Here is a 19,950-nt window from a genome sequence, read left to right on the forward strand (position 1 = left end):
TTCAGGCCGCGCCCGCGCCGGGCTGCTTGCCCAGGATGATCATGCCCAGCAGATCGTCATCGGTGACATCGCCGACATCGACCGTCCCGACCAGCTTGCCGTTCTTCATGACGCTGGCGCGATCGCACAACTGCATCACGTCATGGATGTCGTGACTGATCAGAAAGATGCCGATGCCGTCGGCCTTAAGCTGGCCGATCAACTCGGACACCATCTGGGTTTCGTGCGGCCCCAACGCGGCGGTGGGTTCGTCCATGATCAGGATGCGCGCATCGAAATAGACCGCGCGGGCAATGGCGACCGACTGGCGCTGCCCACCGGACAGCGCCGAAACCGGCTCGCTGAATTTCTGGAAATTCGGGTTCAGCCGCGCCATGATCTTGCGGGTCTCGGATTCCATGGCGTCGTCATCCACCAGCCCCAGCGACGTCACCAGTTCGCGGCCCAGAAACAGGTTGCTGGCCGCGTCCAGATTGTCGGCCAGGGCCAGCGTCTGATAGATGGTCTCGATCTTGTAGCGGCGCGCGTCGCGGGGATTGTTGATCGTGGCGCGCGTGCCGTTGATGAAAATCTCGCCCGAATCCGCCTTGTAGGCGCCGGACAGAATCTTGATCAGCGTCGATTTTCCGGCGCCGTTATGTCCCAGCAGACCGACGACTTCGCCCGCCTGCAGATCGACGCTGACGTGATCGACCGCATGCACCCCGCCAAACGAGATGCAGATGTCGCGCATATCCACCAGAGGAGGGGGCTGGTCATTCATCATGCGTCTCCGGTGCGTTTGCGGTACAGGATGTCGATCAGCACGGCCAGAACCAGCACCGCGCCGACAACGATGTTCTGCAGCGGCGCGTCGACCCCGACCATCGCCATGCCCGATTGCAGCGACTGCATGATCAGCGCCCCCAATATGGCGCCGTGGATCGTGCCCACGCCGCCGGCCAGCGCCGTGCCGCCGATCACCGCCGCCGCGATCACCCGCAATTCGTCCAGCGTGCCGATATCGTTGGAATGGTTGGTCAGCCGCGCCGAGGCGACCACCGCCGAGATCGCGCACAACAGTCCCATCAGCGCAAAGACCTTGACCGTCAGCCAGCGCGTGTTGATACCGCTCAGCTCGGCCGCGTCCGGGTTGCCACCGGTGGCAAAGACATAGCGACCGAACCGAGTGCGGCGTGCCAATATCGTCATGCCGACGGCGATAAAGATCAGCAGCAGCACCGAAACAGGAATGCCATAGGACTGGGTAAAACCCTCGGGCATCACCTGCCCCTGTTCCCGGAACAACCGCTCCAGCCGGCGTGTCGGCACCTGATAGGCGTTCAGGGTGGCCACGAATCCCAGAATCGCGGCGGCAATCATCGCCGCCAGCGCGGCCTCGGCCCAGACCGGCTTTACGTCAAAACCGTGTTTCACCTTGTTGCGCCGCGCCGCGTACAGGCCATAAAGCGCCCCCGCCAGCGCGAGACCGCCGGCGATCCAGCTGGCGGTGGCGCCCAGCGTGCCATTGATGCCGCCAAATTTCTGAAAGGTCTGATCCAGCGGGCCGATGGTCTTGCCGCTGGTCAGGTACCAGCCGACATTGCGCCAGACCAGCAGCCCGCCCAGGGTGACGATAAAGGCCGGAATCGCCAGATACCCGACCATCCAGCCGTGAAAGGCGCCGATCAGGGCGCCGGTGATCAGCCCGACCAGAATGCTGATCCAGGGTATCAGCGGATGGCCCAGACCCAATCCCAAAAGGTCTGGCAGAACGCTGGTCTGGGTCATCGCCATGACCGCGGAACAGGTCGCCAGCAGGGCGCCGACGCTCAGATCGATATTTCGGGTGACGATGACAAACACCATGCCCGTGGCCATGATCGCCACCGACACGGTCTGAATCGTCAGGTTGAAAATATTGCGCGGGGTCAGAAACCGTCCGCCGGTCATCATGTCAAAGGCGATACACAGCACGACAAAGGCTCCGACCATGCCCAGCAGCCTGAGATCCAGGTCCAGGGCCTGCAGAATGCTCCTGCGGGGCAAGGCCGGTTGCGGTTCGGCGCTGGCTGGTTTCGTATCGGATCGGGACATCGGGTTTCCTGTCACCTGGGGCGCCCCGCCCCGCCCGGCAATCCGGGCGGGGCGAAACAGTGTCGCAGTGAGTGGTGAACGTGCCTCAGTTGCAGGGCGCAGGTCCGCCCGTCACGCCCTGGCACAGAGCGTCCTTGGTGATCCAGTTGGCATCGACAACGGTACTCAGGTTGTCCCGGGTGATCGGCTGCGGTGCCAGGAAGACCGCGTTCATTTCGGTGCCCCCCGGCGATTTCCACAGTTTGGAGTCCTGAATACCGTTCATCTGGGTCCCTTTGGCCAGCGAGACCGCGATGCGCGCGGCCGCCCGGCCCAGATCGCGGGCATCCTTCCAGACCGAGACGGTCTGGGTGCCCTTGGCGACCCGGTTCAGCGCCGCATGATCGCCGTCCTGTCCCGACACCGGAATGCCTTCCATGCCCTGCGCGGTCAGCGCCGCAACCGCGCCGCCGGCGGTGCCGTCATTGGAGGCCACCACCGCATCGACGCCGTTGTCATTTGCGGTCAGGATCTGTTCCATGTTGCGCTGCGCGTTCGCCGGCAACCAGCCGTCGGTATAGGCCTCGCCGACGATGGTGATATCGCCGGCATCGATCGCCGCCTGCAGCACCTCCTGCTGTCCGCCGCGCAGAAAATCGGCATTGGGGTCGGTGGGCGAGCCCTTGATCATCACGTACCGGCCCTTGGGGGCCGCCGCCAGCACCGCACGGGCCTGCATGCGGCCGACCTCGACATTGTCGAAGGTCAGGTAAAAGGCGCGCGGGTCCTCGATCAGCCGGTCATAGCCGACCACCGGAATGCCCTCGTCCGAGGCCGCCTGTACGGCCGGGCCAATCGCTTGGGCGTCCTGGGCCAGAATGATCAGCGCATCGGCCCCTTGGGCGATCAGGCTTTCGACATCAGAGAGCTGCTTTGCGGATGAACTTTGCGCATCGGCCGAAATATAGGTCGCGCCCTGCCGGTCGAGTTCGGCCTTGATCGCCGCCTCGTCGGTCTTCCAGCGCTCTTCCTGAAAATTCGACCAACTGACACCGACGACCAGGTCTTCGGCAAGGGCAGCGGTGCCCAAAACGGCACCGACAATGACCGCCGTCGCGGTTGCAAAGAGTTTCATGTGTCCTCCTTTGAGACTGTTGCGCCGCCGCCGTTCTTGGTCTGATATGCGGGGTCGGCAATATGATGGTGGAGCAAATAAATTTGAAAATCAAATTTATACAGCTAGGCTGCGGAAACCTGCCGATGATCCGGGGCCGAGCGATCCGGGGACTGCATCGCTGGGACAGTCGGTGAAAGGCGCTGGTGGTACTGGAGAAAGTCGGGAAAGAAAATCGCAAATGGCTGTAATGCAACGTGAATTCGGACGCCGCACCTTGATGAAACAGATCCGCAGCGCAGGCCGGATTCCCCGGATCGAACTGGCAGACCGCACCGGCATCAGCCGAGCCACGGTCACCACCATCACTGCCGAATTGTTACAGAACGGGTTGATCGAAGAGGTCGCCCGCCCCGAATCCGATCCCGGCGCCCGCCGCGGACGGCCGCGCATCGACCTCAAGATTCGCGGTGCCGCCCATCTGGTTGCGGGCGTCAAGATATCGCATCGGCAGCTGTCGCTTGTCCTGCTGGATTTCGAGGGCACGCAACTGGCGACGCTGGAAACCCAGATGGACAGCCCGGCACTAAGCCCGGCCGCCCTGGCCGACACGATTGCCGCGGCGGTCCGGACCCTGGCCCGATCCGCCGACACGGACCTGTCCCGGATATCCGGCATCGGGGTCGGCATTGCCGGGATCGTGCAGGCGGCAGAGGGGTTCGTCTACTGGTCGCCCTCGCTGACGCAGCGCAATGTGGAACTGGGCCGGATACTGGCGCACAGCCTGCAGCGACCGGTGTTCCTGGACAATGACGCCAATCTCGTGGCGCTGGCGGAAAAGAGCTTTGGACTGGGCCAGTCGCATTCTGATTTCATCGTCGTCACGCTTGAAAGCGGTGTCGGCATGGGGCTGGTGATCGGCGGCGAACTTTATCGCGGCACCCGTGGCTGTGGCGCCGAGTTCGGCCATACCAAGGTGCATCTGGACGGGGCGTTGTGCCGCTGCGGCCAGCGCGGCTGTCTCGAAGCCTATGTCGCCGATTATGCCCTGCTGCGCGAAGCGATGACAGTGCCGGGCGACGATCCCACCGCCGCCCCGGCTGCGCGGATCGAAAGCCTGCTGGCCGCCGCGCGCCGGGGCGAGGCCACTGCCAAGAGCATCATCGACCGCGCCGGACGGATGTTCGCGCTGGGGCTGGCCAATCTGGTCAATATCTTTGATCCGGAACTGATCATCCTGGCCGGCGAGCAAATGCAGTTCGACCATCTTTATGCCGACGAGGTGATCGCGGCGATCAGCGCGTCGATCGTGCAGATCGACAAGGCGCCGCCCGATGTGGTGATCCACAAATGGGGCAACCTGATGTGGGCCCGCGGCGCGGCGGCCTATGCGCTGGACAATGTCTCGGAACAGGCCCTGTCGTCGCTGGGCGACAATGCGGCCTGAGACACTGGCTCTGCTGGCCGCGCTCTGGTCCGTACCGGGGCTGGCCGACCCGCTGTTCATCGCCGAATCCGTGCCCGAGCATGTCTATTCCGGCGGCTGGCAGCATTTCGTCGGTGGCGGGCTGGCGGCGTTCGATTGCAACGGCGACGCCCTGCCCGAGCTATACGCCGCGGGCGGCGAGACCCCGGCCGTGCTGCTGCGGAACCTGTCGCGCCCCGGTGACATCATCCGGTTTCGCGACGCCACCCCGGACAGCCTGCGCCTGACCGCGGTGACCGGGGCCTATCCGCTGGACATCGACAGCGACGGCCATCTGGATCTGGTGGTGCTGCGCGCCGGGCAAAACCGCGTGTTGCGCGGCGGGCCGGATTGCCGTTTCACGCCCTGGCCGATCCTGGGCGCGAACCCGGGCGCGCAATGGACCACGGCGTTCTCCGCCACCTGGGAGGCCGGCCAGACCCTGCCGACGCTGGCGTTTGGCAACTATGTGGACCGCTCTGATCCGGCCGGTCCGTTCCGCGCCTGCGACCACAACCTGCTGTACCGGCCCACCGACCGGGGCTATGACGCGCCGCTGCCGCTGTGGCCGGGCTATTGCGCCCTGTCGATGCTGTTCAGCGACTGGGGCCGACACGGGCGCGCCGATCTGCGGATCAGCAATGACCGGCACTATTATGTCGATGACGGCCAGGAACAGTTATGGGCGATGGAGACCCCGCCCCGGCTTTATACAGCGCACGAGGGCTGGCAGCGGCACAGCCTGTGGGGCATGGGCATCGCCTCGCGCGATCTGACCGGCGACGGGTTGCCCGACGTGTTTCTGACCTCGATGGGGGATCAGCGGTTGCAGATTCTGGCCGGACCCGATCAGCCGCGCTATCGGGATGTGCCCTTCGCGATGGGCACCACCGCGCACCGTCCCTATCTGGGGGGCGACGGGCGGCCATCGACCGGCTGGCACGTGGGTTTTGGCGATGTGCAGAATGACGGGCGCGACGACATCTTTGTCGCCAAGGGCAATGTCGAGCAGATGCCCGACAGCGCCATGGCCGACCCCAACAATCTGCTGATCCAACAACCGGATGGGCGGTTCGTCGAAAGGGGCGGCGCGGCGGGGCTGGCCAGCCTGCATCGCGGGCGCGGCGCGGTTCTGGCCGATCTGAACGCCGACGGTCTGCTGGATGTGGCGGTGGTGAACCGGCGCGCGCCGCTGCAGGTCTGGCGCAACCTGACGCCCGGCCCGGGCAACTGGATCAGCCTGCTGCCCGGCCAACCCGCGCCCAACGTCAATGCCGTCGGCGCCCGGATCGAACTGCAGATAGATGACCGCATCATCGCACGCGAAATCACCGTCGGCGGCGGCCACGCCGGAGGCAGTGCGGGGCCGCAGCATTTCGGTCTGGGGGATGCGCAGCGCGTACGGGCGCGCATCATCTGGCCAAACGGGGCGGTGTCGGACTGGGTCGCGCTGACCGCGAACAGCCGCTTGCGGCTGCAACGGGACGGTTCCGGCCTGCACGTCGCGCCCTATTGAGCAACCGGCAGCCCGCTGGGCACCGTTTCCGGCACGCCCAGCCGCCCGCCCTGCCCCCGCGAATCCTCAAGCGCCGCGAGAAAGGCCAGCAGATCGGCGATGTCGGTCGCACTCAGCGCCTGTGGGGCCAGGTCGTTCGCCGCGATGATCCGGGCCAGTTCGGCCGGGTCGCGCAGCACCGCCAGATCGCCCGGCATCGGCGCGCCGGGCATCAGGGCCTGACCCGGGTCATAGCCGCGCAGCCCGGCGACCGGATCCATATGGTGGCGCAGCACCGACTCCAGCGTCCTGTATGCCCCGGCATGACCATAGGGCGCGGTCCAACGCAGATTGCGCAGCGATGGCGTGCGAAAACGATAGGCATCAGCCGGATCGCCGGTCACCCGCATGCGCCCGACATCGCGGTGGTGATTTTCGAACCGGGCCGCCTTACCGGGGCCGATCTGCGGCATGGCGATGGCGTGAAACCCGTGATCGGTCTGGAACTGCCCGGCATGGCAGGCATCGCAACCGGCACGGCCATAAAACAGCCGCATGCCGCGTGCCGCCGCTGGCGGCAAGGGTGTGCCATCGCGCAGAAAGCGGTCAAACGGACTGTCATCGGCGCGCCATTCAAAGGCCACGAAGGCGGCGATCACGTTGGCAATATCTGCGAAAACGATGGGCCGGTCGCCGATCACCTCGTCGAACATTGCCCGATATTCGGCAATTCCAGCGACCCGCCCGGACAGGAGGGCCCAGGCGCCCCCGTTTGCGGTCAACAGCCCCTGCCGCACGGCCTGCGCCACCCCGTTTTCCGAGTAATGCCCGGCCATCTCGTCGCCCGACAGCACCGGGAACATCGCCTGCGCCGCCAGGGCCGAGGCGAACCCCGCTTCCATATCCGCACCCAGGGGCGTCCGGATACCCGACGGGCGTGCGGGATCGGCCTGCAGGCGGCCGTCGTGAAAAAACACGGTGAACTCCGCGGCGCCAAGGTTGAACAGAGGCGGCGCGTTGCGCGCTATGCGCTGTTCGGGCGGGTTGTCCGGATCGGCCCGCCGCGCTGGTCCCAGCCCGATACCGCCATCGCCAATGCCCAGCGACACCCCGTCGCCGGTGCCAAAACGGGGATGGTGACAGGTGGCGCAGGACACGGTCCGGTTGCCGCTGAGCACCGGATCATAGAACAGCAGCCGCCCCAGGGTGATCTCTTCGAGACTGTGCGCGGCAAAGACCGCATCGGCAGCGGGCGGATCGCCGGCCCGCGCCGCCCCGCCCGAAACCCAGACCCAAATGCTGGCCAGCAGGCACAGCAACATGCGGGCAAAGCGCTGCATCGCCCCGCCGCCGGCCGGCTCCTGTTGCCGCCCTCAGACAAAGCGATTGACATGGTTTTCCAGCCACTCCTGGCGGCCCGAGCGCGGTTGCGGGTCGATCTCGCCCGCCAGAACCTGCTGAAACAGCGCATCCAGATCGCTGTTTAGCATCCTCTGCGCCCGCGGCGTGTCCCAGCCGGCATACCGGTCGCGCAGCGCCGTCTCCAGCCCGCCATCCGCCAGCATTGCCGCAGCTGCCTTGAGACCGCGCGCGCAGACATCCATGGCGCCGGCATGGGCGGCGATCAGATCCTCGGCATCCAGCGACTGACGGCGCAGCCGGGCATCGAAATTGGTGCCCCCGGTGCCCAGCCCCCCGGCCCTGAGGATATGATAGTAGGTCAGCGCCACCTCGGGCACATTGCTGGGAAACTGGTCCGTGTCCCAGCCCGACTGATAATCGTTGCGGTTCATGTCGATCGAGCCCAGCATCCCCTCGGCGGCGGCCACCGCGATCTCGTGTTCGAAACTGTGCCCCGCCAGGATGGCATGCCCCTGTTCCAGGTTCAGCTTGACCTCGCCCTCCAGCCCGTATTTGCGCAGAAATCCGATGCAGGTCGCGGCATCATAGTCATATTGATGCTTGCTGGGTTCCTGCGGCTTGGGTTCGACCAGGATGGTGCCCGCAAATCCGATCTTGTGCTTGTATTCGACCACCATGTTCAGGAAGCGGCCCATATGGTCCAGTTCGCGTGCCATATCGGTGTTCAGCAGCGTCTCATAGCCTTCGCGCCCGCCCCACAGCACATAGTTCTGCCCGCCCAGCCGGTGCGTCGCATCCATGCAGGTCTTGACCGTCGCCGCCGCCCACGCGAATACGTCCGGGTCCGGGTTGGTGCTGGCCCCGGCCATCCAGCGCCGGTGGCTGAACATGTTGGCGGTGCCCCATAACAGCCCGATATCGCGCCCGGCCATCTTGTCGCCGAAATAGTCGATGATTGCCTCGAAATTGCGCAGGCTCTCTGCAAATGTCGCCCCTTCGGGCCGGATATCGGCATCGTGCCAGCAGAAATACGGCACGCCGAGAATATCGAACATCTGAAACGCCACATCGGCCTTGAGCCGGGCCCGCGCCATATCGTCCTGCGGATACCAGGGGCGCTGAAAGGTCGGCCCGCCAAAGGGATCGCCGCCCTCATAGGCAAAGGCGTGCCAATAGGCCACGGCAAAGCGCAGATGATCGGCCATACGCTTGCCCAGCACGATCTCGTCCGGGTCGTAATGGCGAAAGGCCAGCGGGTTGCTGCTGTCGGGTCCTTCATAACGGACCGGGGCGATGGCGTCGAAAAAGCGGCTCATGGCATGGCTTTCAGAATAGAATACGAGTCTGCATAGGCGCCATAGGCATCATCGCAGGCTCCCCGCAGATCACTGCGGGGGACGATGGTTTCAGCGACCGGTGGCCGCGTCATCACCGCGGCAGGTTCGGCGCCGGTCACGCCGCAGATCGCCAGCCGCGCCGCCCCCATCGCGGCCCCGAATTCGCCCTGCTCGGGCAGATCCACGGGCAGGTTCAGCACCGTGGCCAACAGCTCGCACCAGTACCGCGATCGGGTGCCGCCGCCGATCGCCACCAGGCGCGACAATTGTGCCCCGGCGGCGCGCAGGGCCTGCCAGCTGTCGCAGAGGGCAAAACACACACCTTCGAGCACCGCGCGGGTCAACTCGTCGCGTCCCATGCCGATATCCAGCCCGACAAAGGCACCCCGCACCGCGCTGTCATTATGCGGGGTTCGCTCGCCGGACAGATACGGCAGGAACCGCAGCGGCCCGGGCGCATCGATCCCTGGCCCCAACGCCCCGGTCAGCGTCTCCGGCGCCGCGCCGGTGATACGCGCCAGCCAGTTCAGACTGTCGGTCGCCGCCAGGGTCACCCCCATCTGGTACCAGCTTCCCGGCACCGCATGGCAAAAGCTGTGCACCGCGCGCCGGGGACAAGGCTGAAACCCGTCGCGGGCCGCCAGCAGCACGCCCGAGGTGCCCAGAGAGACAAATCCGTCGCCCTGCTGCAGCGCTCCGACACCGCAAGCCGCCGCGGCATTGTCCGCGGCGCCGGCCACCACCGAAATACCGTGCGGCAGGCCCAGCTCATCGGCCAGATCGCCACGGACCCGGCCGATCACGTCACACCCCTCGACCAGTCGCGGCATCTGGTCGCCGCGCATACCGCCCCGCTCCAGCAGCACCGGCGACCAGGCCCGTGCGCCCACATCCATCCAGCCGGTGCCGGCACCGTCCGACATGTCCGAAACACACTGCCCGGTCAGCCAGAAGGACAGATAGTCCTTGGGCAACAAGACGGTGGCCACGCGGTCGAACAGGTTGGGGTCGTTCTCGCGCAGCCAGAGCAGCTTGGGCGCTGTAGAGCCCGCGAACATGATGTTGCCCGAGATCTCGCGCGTGTCGGGGTCGCGATCCAAATGCGCCGCCTGATCGCCGCTGCGCCCATCATTCCACAGGATGCACGGCCGCAGAACCCGACCTGCCCCGTCCAGCAGTGTCGCGCCATGCATCTGACCCGCCAACCCAATTCCACGCAGCCAGGCCATCGCCTCGGGCCGTTCGGTGCGCAATCGGGTCAGCACCTGCCGCGCCGCGCCGATCCAATCAGCCGGGTCCTGTTCGCTCCAGCCAGGCTGCGGATGCGCCACCGGCAAGGCCGCCTCGGCACTCGCGATCGGGCGACCGGCTGAATCCACCAACAGCGCACGCAGACCCGTCGTGCCCAGATCAAGACCGATGAACATTGCCGCGCTCTCCCGTTTCGCGAGCAGCTTTCACCGATTAAATTCCAACGTCAAACTAAAATGCCGATGGCGTCCCCCTCCGGCTGACCCGTCAGAACGTGCCATAAGTGGCCTGATCCGCCGCCGCCAGCCGCGGGGTACGCGAGTCCGCTGCCAGACAGCGCGCAGAGGCCGGCGTGTCGGGCACCAGACCCAGTTCGGAACAGGCGGCCTGGACCGACGGGCCATCCAAAGCCGCGCCGGCACCGTCGCCCTGCGGCCGTGTTACGGGGCTGCAGGGCGTCAGAATCCGGGCAAGAACACCGGCAAGAATCGCGGTACCCGCCCGGGGAAAAATTATCTGAAAAATCGCTCATGCGGCAAACCCAGCGCGACAAAACCGGAAACCAGTGGCCGATGCGCTGCACACCAATAGTTCGGAAAACATCCGCCAGCAGCGCCCCCCGATCCTGCGGTTCGCGATGACCGAAATCCTGACCATCGCGAACCGCGCGTCCGCCCCCAATCCGTGTTTGCAAATCCTGTTTTTCGAAATCCGAGATCAGCAGCCCGTGCGGCGCATCACCACCCCGACCGTGCGGGCCAGCAGACCCAGATCCTGACCCAGCGACAGCGAGCGGCGATAGGCGGCGTCAATTGTCGCCCGGTGGGCAAAGCTCGAGTCGTTGCGCGTCGACACCTGCCACACCCCGGTCAGGCCCGGCGTCAGCGCGAAATAGTCGACGGGGTCGCCATACAGCCCCAGCTGTTCGGGCATCATCGGACGCGGCCCCACCAGGCTCATCTCGCCGATCAGAACGTTCCACAGCTGCGGCAGTTCGTCCAGGGACGTCGCCCGCAACAGCGCCCCGACCCGGGTGATCCGGGGATCGTTGCGCAGTTTCTGGCTGTGTTCCCATTCGGCACGCAACTCGGGATCGCTGCTCAGCACCTGGGCCAGACGGGTTTCGGCGTCCTGCACCATGCTGCGCAGCTTGATCATGTAGAAGATCCGCCCGCCGCGCCCCACCCGGGCCTGCCGATAGAAGGGTTTTCCGCCTTCACACCACAGCACCAGGGCACAGATCAGAACCAGCGGCAGGGCAATCGGAACTGCGGCCAGAACCAGTGCCGTGTCGAGCAACCGCTTGCCAAACATTTCATAAACGCCCGCCGTTCGACCCGCCTGATGACGGTGCGGGGCCGGCCGGGCCGCGGTATCGCCCCAGACCTGCGCGGTCACCGCCGCGCTTGCAACATTGATCCGGACCGGAGCGAGCATTTCCGTGTCGGCGTCCCGAAAGTCTTTCATGTGAACTCCAAACCACCGGCGCAAACACGGGCCGGAACCATTGAACACATGGCTGAAATCACACCGACTCTGTCACAGACATCCGCCGGGTCCGGGGACCGCCGCCTGCCGGCGTGCGGTCGATGCCCAAGGGATCCTTCTGATCCCCCCGCATCTGGCCGAACTCTAAAGTGAACCAACCAACTTGTTGCCCCCAACCTGGTCTTGTCCCCTTGTAACACCGCTTTTCGGGAAAGTGTGAATTTTCATTAAAAACAGATTGTTTCTGACTCAAATGACGATCAAAGGCGATCTTTCCCGGCTTCAGCGCAACAGTGCCGGACGAACCGGTCACATCGGTGCCGAAACGGAAACAATTTGCCGGCGACGGGCGCCGGCGCGGCGGGTGGCTGGCGGGCGGCTGGCGGCAAATGTCGGGTCATCGCCGCGAATCCGGGCGTTTCAACCCTTGTCGCGGTGATCGGTCAGGGCCATGGCGATGCATCGGCGCAGCGCCTCCCGGGGCAATGACGCGGTCTCGGACAGACAGATTGCCCGGTTTCCGGCATAGTTCAGCGCGTCAGGGAACAGGATGCGATAGCCGTCGACCAGCGTGGTGGCGCAATGCACGTAGATGCGGCAGGCCAGCGGTTCATCTGCAACATAACCGATCCGCACCGTTGTCCCGGCTCCGGTTGCCGCGGTCAGATAGGCCGGCTGGCCGCATTTCAAGGTTTCCTGCAAGGGACCGGTCTGTGTCTCTTGCGAAACTCGATAGATCAGGTCCCGCAGGCAATAGCCAACGGTTCTCCCAGCCGCCGGCCAGCGGTCGAACACCGCCTGAATGTCCGCAGGGATCGGGGGTATTGTCATGCGGATTACCCACACCGTTGCACAGATGGCCAAGAGAAACGACCTTGTGGACACAGGTCAAGCCATCCTTGCGGACCACGGGATCGGAATCGGATTTTGACGGCCCGCCAGGACAACCGGTTAACGGCGGAACCAATGGCCAAACCACGCCGGAGAGGACACCCGAAGCCCGTCACCCTGCAAGGGCTCTACCCGTTCAAGGAAAACACCGCTTTTGGTTAGGACTATTGCCTGCAGACCCATATGGCCTGATTGCCGAACGCATGCGCCACATCCGCAGGACACACCGATAACCCGGGGCGTGGCGGGCGGCCCGGATCAGCCGCCTTCGATCTGTGCCATTGCCACCATGATCTTTGCCGACCAGAGTGCGATGGACACGGCCCTGGGCGGCGCAGGCCCGGGCCTGGCGGATATCCCGTATTTCACCGATACCAAGCCGCAGATGCCGCCGGGCGAAATCGTCGCCTGACGGCAGGGTAAGACAGGAAAATCGCCCGCGGCGCGTTTTGGGAACGGGCGCGCCGCGGGATTGATCATTTCTTTTTCTTTTTCGGCGGCATGAGGTCGGTGATTGTGCCTTCGAACATTTCGGCGGCGAAGTTGATGGTTTCGCTGAGGGTCGGGTGGGGGTGGATGGTGTGCCCCAGATCGACCGCGTCGGCGCCCATTTCGATGGCCAGGGCGGCTTCGGCGATCAGGTCGCCGGCATTGGTGCCGACGATGGCGGCGCCGATCACCCGGTCGTCTTCGGGGTCAAACAGCAGCTTGGTCACGCCTTCGCTGCGGCCGTTGGACAGCGAGCGGCCCGAGGCGACCCAGGGGAACACGCCCTTTTCGACCTTGATGCCCTTGGCCTTGGCCTCGGTTTCGGTCAGCCCGGCCCAGGCGATCTCGGGGTCGGTATAGGCCACCGAGGGGATCACCCGCGCGTCAAAGAACCGCTTGTGGCCGGCGGCGACCTCGGCGGCGACCTTGCCCTCGTGCACCGCCTTATGCGCCAGCATCGGCTGGCCCACCACGTCGCCGATGGCAAAGATATGCGGCACCCCGGTGCGCTGCTGGTTGTCGACCGCGATAAAGCCGCGCTCGTCCACCGCCACGCCGGCGGCGCCGGCATCGATCAGGTGGCCGTTGGGCCGGCGCCCGACCGAGACCAGGACCCGGTCGAACGTGTCGGTGCTGGTCTCGCCCTTGGCGTCCTCGAACGTGACCTTGAGCCCCTTTTTCAGGGCCTCCATCGCCACGACCTTGGTCTTCAGCAGGATGTTCTCGTACCGCCCTTCGATGCGTTTCTGCAGCGGCCGCACCATGTCCTTGTCGGCCCCCGGCATCAGCTGGTCCATGAACTCGACCACGGTGATCTTTGACCCCAGCGCGTCATAGACGCAGGCCATTTCCAGCCCGATGATGCCGCCGCCCAGCACCAGCAGGCGCTTGGGCACATCCGCCAGTTCCAGGGCGCCGGTGCTGTCCATCACCCGGGGATCGTCATGCGGGATAAAGGGCAGCTCGACCGGTTCCGAACCGGCGGCGATGATGCATTGATCAAAGCTGACGGTGGTGTCGCCATCGGCGCCGCTGACCGCGATCATGTTGGGACCGGTGAACTTGCCGGTGCCGCGCACGGTCTTGACCTTGCGGGCCCGGGCCAGCCCGTCCAGACCGCCGGTCAGCTGGCTGACCACGCCGTCCTTCCAGCCGCGCAGCGCGTCCAGATCGATCTTGGGCTTGGCAAAGCTGACGCCATGGGCCCCCATCTCTTCGGTCTCGGTGATCACCTTGGCGGCGTGCAGCAGCGCCTTGGACGGGATGCAGCCGACATTCAGGCAGACCCCGCCCAGGGTCGGGTTGCGCTCGATCAGGATGACCGACTTGCCCAGATCCGCGGCCCGAAAGGCCGCCGTATAGCCGCCCGGGCCCGAGCCCAGAACCACCACCTCGGCATGGTGTTCGCCGGCGCCCGTGGCGGTGCCGCTCGCGGCGACGGCAGCCGGCGCTGCCGGCGCAGCCGCGTCCGCAGAGGCCTCGACGGCCTCTTCGGACGCCGCCCCCCCTTCCAGCACCAGGATCAGGCTGCCCATCGACACCGTATCGCCCTCGGCGACCTTGATCTCCTTGACCGTGCCCGCCGCCGGGCTGGGCACCTCCATCGTCGCCTTGTCGCTTTCCAGCTCGATCAGCGGGTCTTCCTCGGCAACCGTGTCGCCCACCGAGACCAGGATGCTGATCACCGGCACATCGGAAAAATCGCCGATATCGGGAACTGTGACGTCCATGTCCACGCCCTCCTTACAGCATCAGCCGGCGCACGTCGCCGAGCAGGTGTTTCAGGGTGGCGCAGAACCGCGCCGCCAGCGCGCCGTCGATGGCGCGGTGGTCATAGGACAGGCTCAGCGGCTGCATGTTGCACGGCTGGAACGCCTCGCCATCCCAGACCGGCGCCATCTTGGACCGGGTCAGCCCCAGGATCGCCACCTCGGGCGCATTGACGATCGGCGTAAAGCTGGTGCCGCCGATGCCGCCCAGCGAGCTGATGGTAAAGCTGGCGCCCGACATGTCGTCGCCCTTCAGCTTGCCCTCGCGCGCCTTGGCGGACAAGTCGCCCAGCTCCTTGCTGATCTCGATGATGCCCTTGCGGTCGGCATCCCGGATCACCGGCACCACCAGCCCGTTGGGCGTGTCCGCGGCAAAGCCGATGTGATAGTAATCCTTGCGGATCAGCTTGTCGCCATCCGGGTGGATCGAGGAATTCACCTCCCAGTGGGTCTTCAGCGCCGAGACGCTGGCCTTGATCACAAAGCTCAGCAGCGTCACCCGATAGCCCTCGGTCTTGGCCTGGGTGTCCAGCTCCTTGCGATAGGCGTCCAGACCGGTGATGTCGGCCTCGTCATTATGGGTGACATGCGGGATGTTCAGCCAGCTGCGATGCAGCGCCGGGCCGGACAGTTTCTTGATCCGCGGCATCTCGACATCTTCGATGGGGCCGAACTTGGAGAAGTCCACCGCCGGGATCGGCGGAATGCCCATGCCGCCGGCGGCAGCGCCCCCGGCCGCGGCCGCCGGAGCGGTGGTGGATTTCAGGTATTTCGCCACATCCTCGCGCAGGATGCGCCCCTTGCGGCCCGAGCCGTTGACCTTGCCCAGATCGATCTCGAGCTGGCGCGCAAAGGCCCGCACCGAAGGGCTGGCATGCACCTTGCCAAAGCCGGCATCGGTCACTGCTGCTGCGGGGGCCGCAGGGGCCGCTGCGGGGGCCGCCGCCGGCGCTGCCGCAGGGGCGGCAGGGGCAGCGGCAGGCGCGGCCGCGGGGGCCTCGGCCCCGGCTTCCGCCTCGACCAGCAGGATCAGGCTGCCCATCGACACCGTATCGCCCTCGGCGACCTTGATCTCGGTCACCTTGCCCGCCGCCGGGCTGGGCACTTCCATCGTCGCCTTGTCGCTTTCCAGCTCGATCAGCGGGTCTTCTTCGGCGATCGTATCGCCCACCGAGACCAGGATGCTGATCACCGGCACATCGGAAAAATCGCCGATATCCGGCACCGTCACTTCAATTGCCATGGTTCTGTCTCCAATTCTTTCCTGCGCGCCCCCTGCCAGGCCGGGCTCGGCGCTGGCAGGCGGCACGGTGCCCGGCTCAGGCGGTCCGGGGGTTCGGCTTGCCGCCGTCGATGTCATACTTGTTCAGCGCCGCCTGCATCTCGTCGCGGTCGATGGTGCCGGCCCGGTACAGCCGTTCCATCGCCGCCGCGGCGATATGGTTCGCATCCACCTCGAAGAAGCGCCGCAGATTCACCCGGCTGTCCGAGCGCCCGAACCCGTCGGTGCCCAGAACCGTGTAATCACCCGGCACCATCCCGCGGATCTGATCGGCATAGGATTTCATGTAATCCGTCGCCGCGATCACCGGGCCCGTGGCCGCCGCCAGCTGCCGCGTCACAAACGGCACCCGCGCCTCTTCCAGCGGGTTCAGCCGGTTGTGGCGCAGACAATCCTGGCCCTCGCGCGCCAGCTCGTTAAAGCTGGTCGCCGACCAGATGTCGCTGGTCACGCCGAAATCCGCCTCCAGCATCTCGGCCGCCTTCAGCGCCTGCACCAGGATCGTGCCCGACCCCATCAGGTTGACGTGCCGCTCGCCCGGTTTCGGAGTCTCGCGGAACCGGTACAGCCCCTTGATGATGTCCTCCTCGACCCCCATCGGCATGTCCGGATGGCTGTAATTCTCGTTCATCAGGGTCAGGTAGAAATAGACATCCTCCTGGTCCTGATACATCCGCGTCAGCCCGTGATGCACGATCACCGCCACCTCGTGCTGAAAGGTCGGATCATAGCTGACGCAGTTCGGGATGGTGCCGGCCAGGATATGGCTGTGCCCGTCCTCGTGCTGCAGACCCTCGCCGTTCAGCGTCGTGCGCCCGGCGGTGCCGCCCAGCATGAAGCCGCGCGCCCGGCTGTCGCCCGCCGCCCAGGCCAGGTCGCCGATGCGCTGGAACCCGAACATCGAATAATAGATGAAGAACGGGATCATCGGCACGCCATGGTTGGAATAGGAGGTCGCCGCGGCGATCCAGTCGGCCATGGCGCCGGCCTCGTTGATGCCCTCCTGCAGCACCTGACCGTCCTTGGATTCCTTGTAATAGGACATCTGATCGCGGTCCTCGGGCGTATAGTTCTGCCCCAGCGGGTTGTAGATGCCCACCGAGCGGAACAGCCCCTCCATGCCGAAGGTGCGGCTTTCATCCGGCACGATCGGCACCACGTTCTTGCCGATCTTCTTGTCCCTGAGCAGCGTCGTCAGGATGCGCACAAAGGCCATGGTGGTCGAGATCTCGCGATCGCCGGTGCTCTTGAGCTGTGCCTCGAACTTGGACAGCGGCGGAATCTCCAGCCGCTCGCATTCGGACTGGCGTTGCGGGAACGCCCCGCCCAACGCCTTGCGCCGGTCCGCCAGATAGGATTTCTGCGCATTGTTCAGCGCCACAAAGGGCGCCTTGGGCAGATCCTCGTCGCTGACCGGGATCTTGAACCGGTCGCGGAAGGCGCGCAGCTGATCCTCGGCCAGCTTCTTCTGCTGGTGCGTGGTGTTCTGGCCCTCGCCGGCGCTGCCCATGCCATAGCCCTTGACCGTCTTGACCAGCAGACAGCTGGGCTGCCCCTCGGTCTCGCTGGCGCGCTTGAACACGGTATAGACCTTTTCCGGGTCGTGCCCGCCGCGGCTGAGCGACCAGATCTGATCGTCGCTCCAGTCCTCGACCAGGGCCGCGGTCTCGGGATATTTTCCAAAGAAATGCTTGCGGATATAGGCGCCGTCCTTGGATTTGAAGGTCTGGTAGTCGCCATCCACCGTCTCGTCCATCAACTGCCGCAGCCGGCCCGTCGTGTCCTTTTCCAGCAGCTGGTCCCAGCCCTTGCCCCACAACAGCTTGATCACGTTCCAGCCGGCGCCGCGGAAGTTGCCCTCCAGCTCCTGCACCACCTTGGAATTGCCGCGCACCGGCCCGTCCAGCCGCTGCAGGTTGCAGTTGATGACAAAGATCAGGTTGTCCAGACCCTCGCGCGCCGCCAGATCGATGGCGCCGCGGCTTTCCGGCTCGTCCATCTCGCCATCGCCCAGGAAACACCACACCTTGCGGTCGGCCATGTCGATATGACCGCGGTTGTGCATGTATTTCATGAACCGCGCCTGATAGATCGCCATCAGCGGCCCCAGGCCCATGCTGACCGTCGGGAACTGCCAGTAATCCGGCATCAGCCAGGGATGCGGATAGCTGGACAGCCCGTTGCCGCCGACCTCGCTGCGGAAATTCTCCAGCTCGGCCTCGCTGATCCGCCCCTCCATGAAGCTGCGCGCATAGATGCCCGGGATCACGTGGCCCTGGAAAAACACCAGGTCGCCGCCGTGAATCGCCGACTTGGACCGCCAGAAATGGTTCAGCCCGATGTCATACATCACCGCCGAAGAGGCAAAACTGGCGATGTGACCGCCATATTCGCTGCTCACCTTGTTGCGCCGCACAACCGTCGCCATCGCGTTCCAGCGGTTGATCGTGCGGATCCGCCACTCCATCTCCAGATCGCCCGGAAACGCCGCCTGGTCATCCGCGGGGATGGTGTTCTGATACGGCGTCGTCGCCGAAAACGGCAGCGTCGCCCCAGCCGCCCGCGCCTGCGCAACCGCCTTGTCCAGCAGAAAATGCGCCCGGTTCGCACCGTCGCGCTCAATCACATCCTCTATCGCCTCCTGCCATTCCTGAGACTCTACAGGGTCAATGTCTTCCAGCGGCTTGTTCATGGTCATTCTCCGGTTTTTCTGCGATCAGCCAAAGAACTGCGCGCCGTTNCTGAATTCGCTCTGTCATATGGTCCTCTTCCCCGACGCCGGCATGGCGCCGGCCTTTTGGTTTAAATTTAAACTACAAGGGCGATCGCCCTTACATCGCAGCCTGAAAGATCGTCCCGCCAGCCTGTGCGCTGCCTATCACAGCAAAGTGACGCCACGTAGCCCCGACAGCGCATAGCGTTGATGCACCCAGCGCATAGCTGATAGTTTAGCCTTAAACTATCATTCCTTCCGGATGGCGCATCTTGTCGCGACGTGCGGCGCTGGACGTCTGCACCAAAGCAAAGCTATCGTTGTTGCGGACCGCGCCGCCCCGGTGCGCCGGTATTACAACCCCGAGCAACCCCGAAGGATCGAGCATGAAACTGCTGCGCTATGGCCCCGCCGGATCGGAAAAGCCCGGCCTGATGGATGCTGACGGCACTATCCGGGACCTCTCGGCCCATGTCGGCGATATCACCGGCGCGATGCTCGGCGCCGCCGATCTGGACCGGCTGCGGTCCCTGGAAGCGACCGACCTGCCGCTGGTGCCGGGCCTGCCGCGGGTGGGTCCCTGTGTCGGCGATGTCGGCAAGTTTCTGTGCATCGGTCTGAACTATTCCGATCACGCCGAAGAGGCCGGCATGTCGATCCCCGAGCATCCGATTCTGTTTCTGAAAGCCAATTCCGCGATCTGCGGCCCGAACGACGCGATCTGCCTGCCGCGCGGATCGACCCACACCGACTGGGAGGTGGAACTGGGCGTGGTGATCGGGACGACGGCGAAATATGTCAGCGCCGCCGATGCGCTGGACCATGTCGCCGGCTATTGCATCGTCAACGATGTATCCGAGAGGCATTTCCAGACCCAACTGACCGGGCAATGGACCAAGGGCAAATCCTGTGACACGTTCGGCCCGATCGGCCCCTGGCTGGTCACCCGCGACGAAGTGCCCAACCCGCAGGATCTGGACATGTGGCTGGATGTCAACGGCCAGCGCCGCCAGACCGGCAACACACGGACCATGATCTTTTCCATCGCCCGGATCATCGAACACCTGTCGGCGATGATGAGCCTGCATCCGGGCGACGTGATCTCGACCGGCACCCCGCCGGGGGTCGGCATGGGCATGAAACCGGAACCGGTTTATCTGCGCCCCGGCGACCGGGTCGATGCCGGAATTGACGGGCTGGGCCGGCAGTCCCAGGCCGTGACCCAGGACAGTTGACCGG

16 protein-coding genes are annotated in these 19,950 nt (G+C 65.2%); 4 read left to right on the plus strand and 12 right to left on the minus strand.

Annotated features, from left to right (window positions below; genetic code table 11):
- Window position 1 precedes the first annotated feature (1 nt).
- The 3 genes from ACFMPD_RS05980 to xylF form a co-directional block, all read right to left on the minus strand.
- On the minus strand, window positions 2-763 hold the full coding sequence (locus tag ACFMPD_RS05980) for an ATP-binding cassette domain-containing protein (RefSeq protein WP_380992830.1): 762 nt from the start codon (window positions 761-763) through the stop codon (window positions 2-4).
- On the minus strand, window positions 763-2,076 hold the full coding sequence (locus tag ACFMPD_RS05985; protein WP_380992832.1) for a sugar ABC transporter permease: 1,314 nt from the start codon (window positions 2,074-2,076) through the stop codon (window positions 763-765). The genes ACFMPD_RS05980 and ACFMPD_RS05985 overlap by 1 nt, the downstream gene beginning before the upstream one ends.
- A gap of 85 nt (window positions 2,077-2,161) precedes the next feature.
- On the minus strand, window positions 2,162-3,190 hold the full coding sequence (xylF, locus tag ACFMPD_RS05990) for a D-xylose ABC transporter substrate-binding protein (RefSeq protein WP_380992834.1): 1,029 nt from the start codon (window positions 3,188-3,190) through the stop codon (window positions 2,162-2,164).
- Window positions 3,191-3,449: 259 nt separating this feature from the next.
- Here xylF and ACFMPD_RS05995 point away from each other — a divergent pair, with 259 nt between their 5' ends.
- Complete coding sequence (locus tag ACFMPD_RS05995) at window positions 3,450-4,616, plus strand: ROK family protein (RefSeq protein ID WP_380992836.1); 1,167 nt, start codon at window positions 3,450-3,452, stop codon at window positions 4,614-4,616.
- Window positions 4,606-6,150, plus strand: coding sequence for a CRTAC1 family protein (locus ACFMPD_RS06000; protein ID WP_380992837.1), 1,545 nt, complete (start codon window positions 4,606-4,608; stop codon window positions 6,148-6,150). Before ACFMPD_RS05995 ends, ACFMPD_RS06000 begins: the two co-directional genes overlap by 11 nt.
- On the opposite strand, the gene ACFMPD_RS06005 is transcribed toward ACFMPD_RS06000, so the two are convergent.
- The 6 genes from ACFMPD_RS06005 to ACFMPD_RS06030 all read right to left on the minus strand — a co-directional run bounded on the left by ACFMPD_RS06005 (window position 6,144) and on the right by ACFMPD_RS06030 (window position 12,398).
- Entirely contained in the window at window positions 6,144-7,469 is a 1,326-nt protein-coding gene (locus tag ACFMPD_RS06005) for a cytochrome-c peroxidase (protein WP_380992839.1), read from the minus strand. The genes ACFMPD_RS06000 and ACFMPD_RS06005 overlap by 7 nt on opposite strands.
- A gap of 33 nt (window positions 7,470-7,502) precedes the next feature.
- Entirely contained in the window at window positions 7,503-8,807 is a 1,305-nt protein-coding gene (xylA, locus tag ACFMPD_RS06010; RefSeq protein WP_380992841.1) for a xylose isomerase, read from the minus strand.
- Window positions 8,804-10,255: a xylulokinase gene (xylB, locus tag ACFMPD_RS06015; RefSeq protein ID WP_380992843.1), complete on the minus strand. Its 1,452-nt coding sequence runs from the start codon at window positions 10,253-10,255 to the stop codon at window positions 8,804-8,806. The genes xylA and xylB overlap by 4 nt, the downstream gene beginning before the upstream one ends.
- 91 nt (window positions 10,256-10,346) lie before the next feature.
- The gene (locus tag ACFMPD_RS06020) at window positions 10,347-10,487 is read right to left on the minus strand and encodes a hypothetical protein (protein WP_380992845.1); all 141 of its coding nucleotides are present in this window, start codon (window positions 10,485-10,487) and stop codon (window positions 10,347-10,349) included.
- Between the two features lie 309 nt (window positions 10,488-10,796).
- A complete protein-coding gene (locus tag ACFMPD_RS06025; RefSeq protein WP_380992847.1) occupies window positions 10,797-11,546 on the minus strand; it encodes a sugar transferase in 750 nt (249 codons plus the stop codon).
- Between the two features lie 441 nt (window positions 11,547-11,987).
- Window positions 11,988-12,398 (minus strand): DUF1801 domain-containing protein, encoded by a 411-nt coding sequence (locus tag ACFMPD_RS06030; RefSeq protein WP_380992849.1) that lies wholly within the window; start codon window positions 12,396-12,398, stop codon window positions 11,988-11,990.
- A gap of 301 nt (window positions 12,399-12,699) precedes the next feature.
- On the opposite strand from ACFMPD_RS06030, the gene ACFMPD_RS06035 reads away from it, so the two are divergent.
- Entirely contained in the window at window positions 12,700-12,870 is a 171-nt protein-coding gene (locus ACFMPD_RS06035; protein ID WP_380992851.1) for a hypothetical protein, read from the plus strand.
- A 64-nt stretch (window positions 12,871-12,934) separates the two neighbouring features.
- Here ACFMPD_RS06035 and lpdA read toward each other — a convergent pair whose 3' ends face one another.
- From lpdA to aceE, 3 genes are all read right to left on the minus strand, one after another.
- Window positions 12,935-14,677 (minus strand): dihydrolipoyl dehydrogenase, encoded by a 1,743-nt coding sequence (lpdA, locus tag ACFMPD_RS06040; RefSeq protein ID WP_380992852.1) that lies wholly within the window; start codon window positions 14,675-14,677, stop codon window positions 12,935-12,937.
- 13 nt (window positions 14,678-14,690) lie between these two features.
- The gene (gene aceF, locus ACFMPD_RS06045) at window positions 14,691-15,959 is read right to left on the minus strand and encodes a dihydrolipoyllysine-residue acetyltransferase (RefSeq protein WP_380992854.1); all 1,269 of its coding nucleotides are present in this window, start codon (window positions 15,957-15,959) and stop codon (window positions 14,691-14,693) included.
- Between the two features lie 76 nt (window positions 15,960-16,035).
- Window positions 16,036-18,690, minus strand: a complete 2,655-nt coding sequence (aceE, locus tag ACFMPD_RS06050; protein ID WP_380992856.1) for a pyruvate dehydrogenase (acetyl-transferring), homodimeric type — start codon at window positions 18,688-18,690, stop codon at window positions 16,036-16,038.
- 407 nt (window positions 18,691-19,097) lie between these two features.
- On the opposite strand from aceE, the gene ACFMPD_RS06055 reads away from it, so the two are divergent.
- A complete protein-coding gene (locus ACFMPD_RS06055) occupies window positions 19,098-19,946 on the plus strand; it encodes a fumarylacetoacetate hydrolase family protein (protein WP_380992858.1) in 849 nt (282 codons plus the stop codon).
- Window positions 19,947-19,950: the final 4 nt, after the last annotated feature.

This window comes from Sedimentitalea sediminis (genome assembly GCF_042687825.1).
Classification (GTDB): domain Bacteria; phylum Pseudomonadota; class Alphaproteobacteria; order Rhodobacterales; family Rhodobacteraceae; genus Sedimentitalea.

Excerpts from the sequence above, each read along its gene's own strand:
- aceE (WP_380992856.1), bottom strand. The coding sequence starts at position 18,690 with ATGAACAAGCCGCTGGAAGACATTGACCCTGTAGAGTCTCAGGAATGG.
- xylF (WP_380992834.1), bottom strand. The coding sequence starts at position 3,190 with ATGAAACTCTTTGCAACCGCGACGGCGGTCATTGTCGGTGCCGTTTTG.
- lpdA (WP_380992852.1), bottom strand. The coding sequence starts at position 14,677 with ATGGACGTCACAGTTCCCGATATCGGCGATTTTTCCGATGTGCCGGTG.
- ACFMPD_RS06030 (WP_380992849.1), bottom strand. The coding sequence starts at position 12,398 with ATGACAATACCCCCGATCCCTGCGGACATTCAGGCGGTGTTCGACCGC.
- xylB (WP_380992843.1), bottom strand. The coding sequence starts at position 10,255 with ATGTTCATCGGTCTTGATCTGGGCACGACGGGTCTGCGTGCGCTGTTG.
- ACFMPD_RS05980 (WP_380992830.1), bottom strand. The coding sequence starts at position 763 with ATGAATGACCAGCCCCCTCCTCTGGTGGATATGCGCGACATCTGCATC.
- ACFMPD_RS06005 (WP_380992839.1), bottom strand. The coding sequence starts at position 7,469 with ATGCAGCGCTTTGCCCGCATGTTGCTGTGCCTGCTGGCCAGCATTTGG.
- ACFMPD_RS05985 (WP_380992832.1), bottom strand. The coding sequence starts at position 2,076 with ATGTCCCGATCCGATACGAAACCAGCCAGCGCCGAACCGCAACCGGCC.
- ACFMPD_RS06055 (WP_380992858.1), top strand. The coding sequence starts at position 19,098 with ATGAAACTGCTGCGCTATGGCCCCGCCGGATCGGAAAAGCCCGGCCTG.
- ACFMPD_RS05995 (WP_380992836.1), top strand. The coding sequence starts at position 3,450 with ATGAAACAGATCCGCAGCGCAGGCCGGATTCCCCGGATCGAACTGGCA.
- aceF (WP_380992854.1), bottom strand. The coding sequence starts at position 15,959 with ATGGCAATTGAAGTGACGGTGCCGGATATCGGCGATTTTTCCGATGTG.
- ACFMPD_RS06025 (WP_380992847.1), bottom strand. The coding sequence starts at position 11,546 with ATGAAAGACTTTCGGGACGCCGACACGGAAATGCTCGCTCCGGTCCGG.
- xylA (WP_380992841.1), bottom strand. The coding sequence starts at position 8,807 with ATGAGCCGCTTTTTCGACGCCATCGCCCCGGTCCGTTATGAAGGACCC.
- ACFMPD_RS06000 (WP_380992837.1), top strand. The coding sequence starts at position 4,606 with ATGCGGCCTGAGACACTGGCTCTGCTGGCCGCGCTCTGGTCCGTACCG.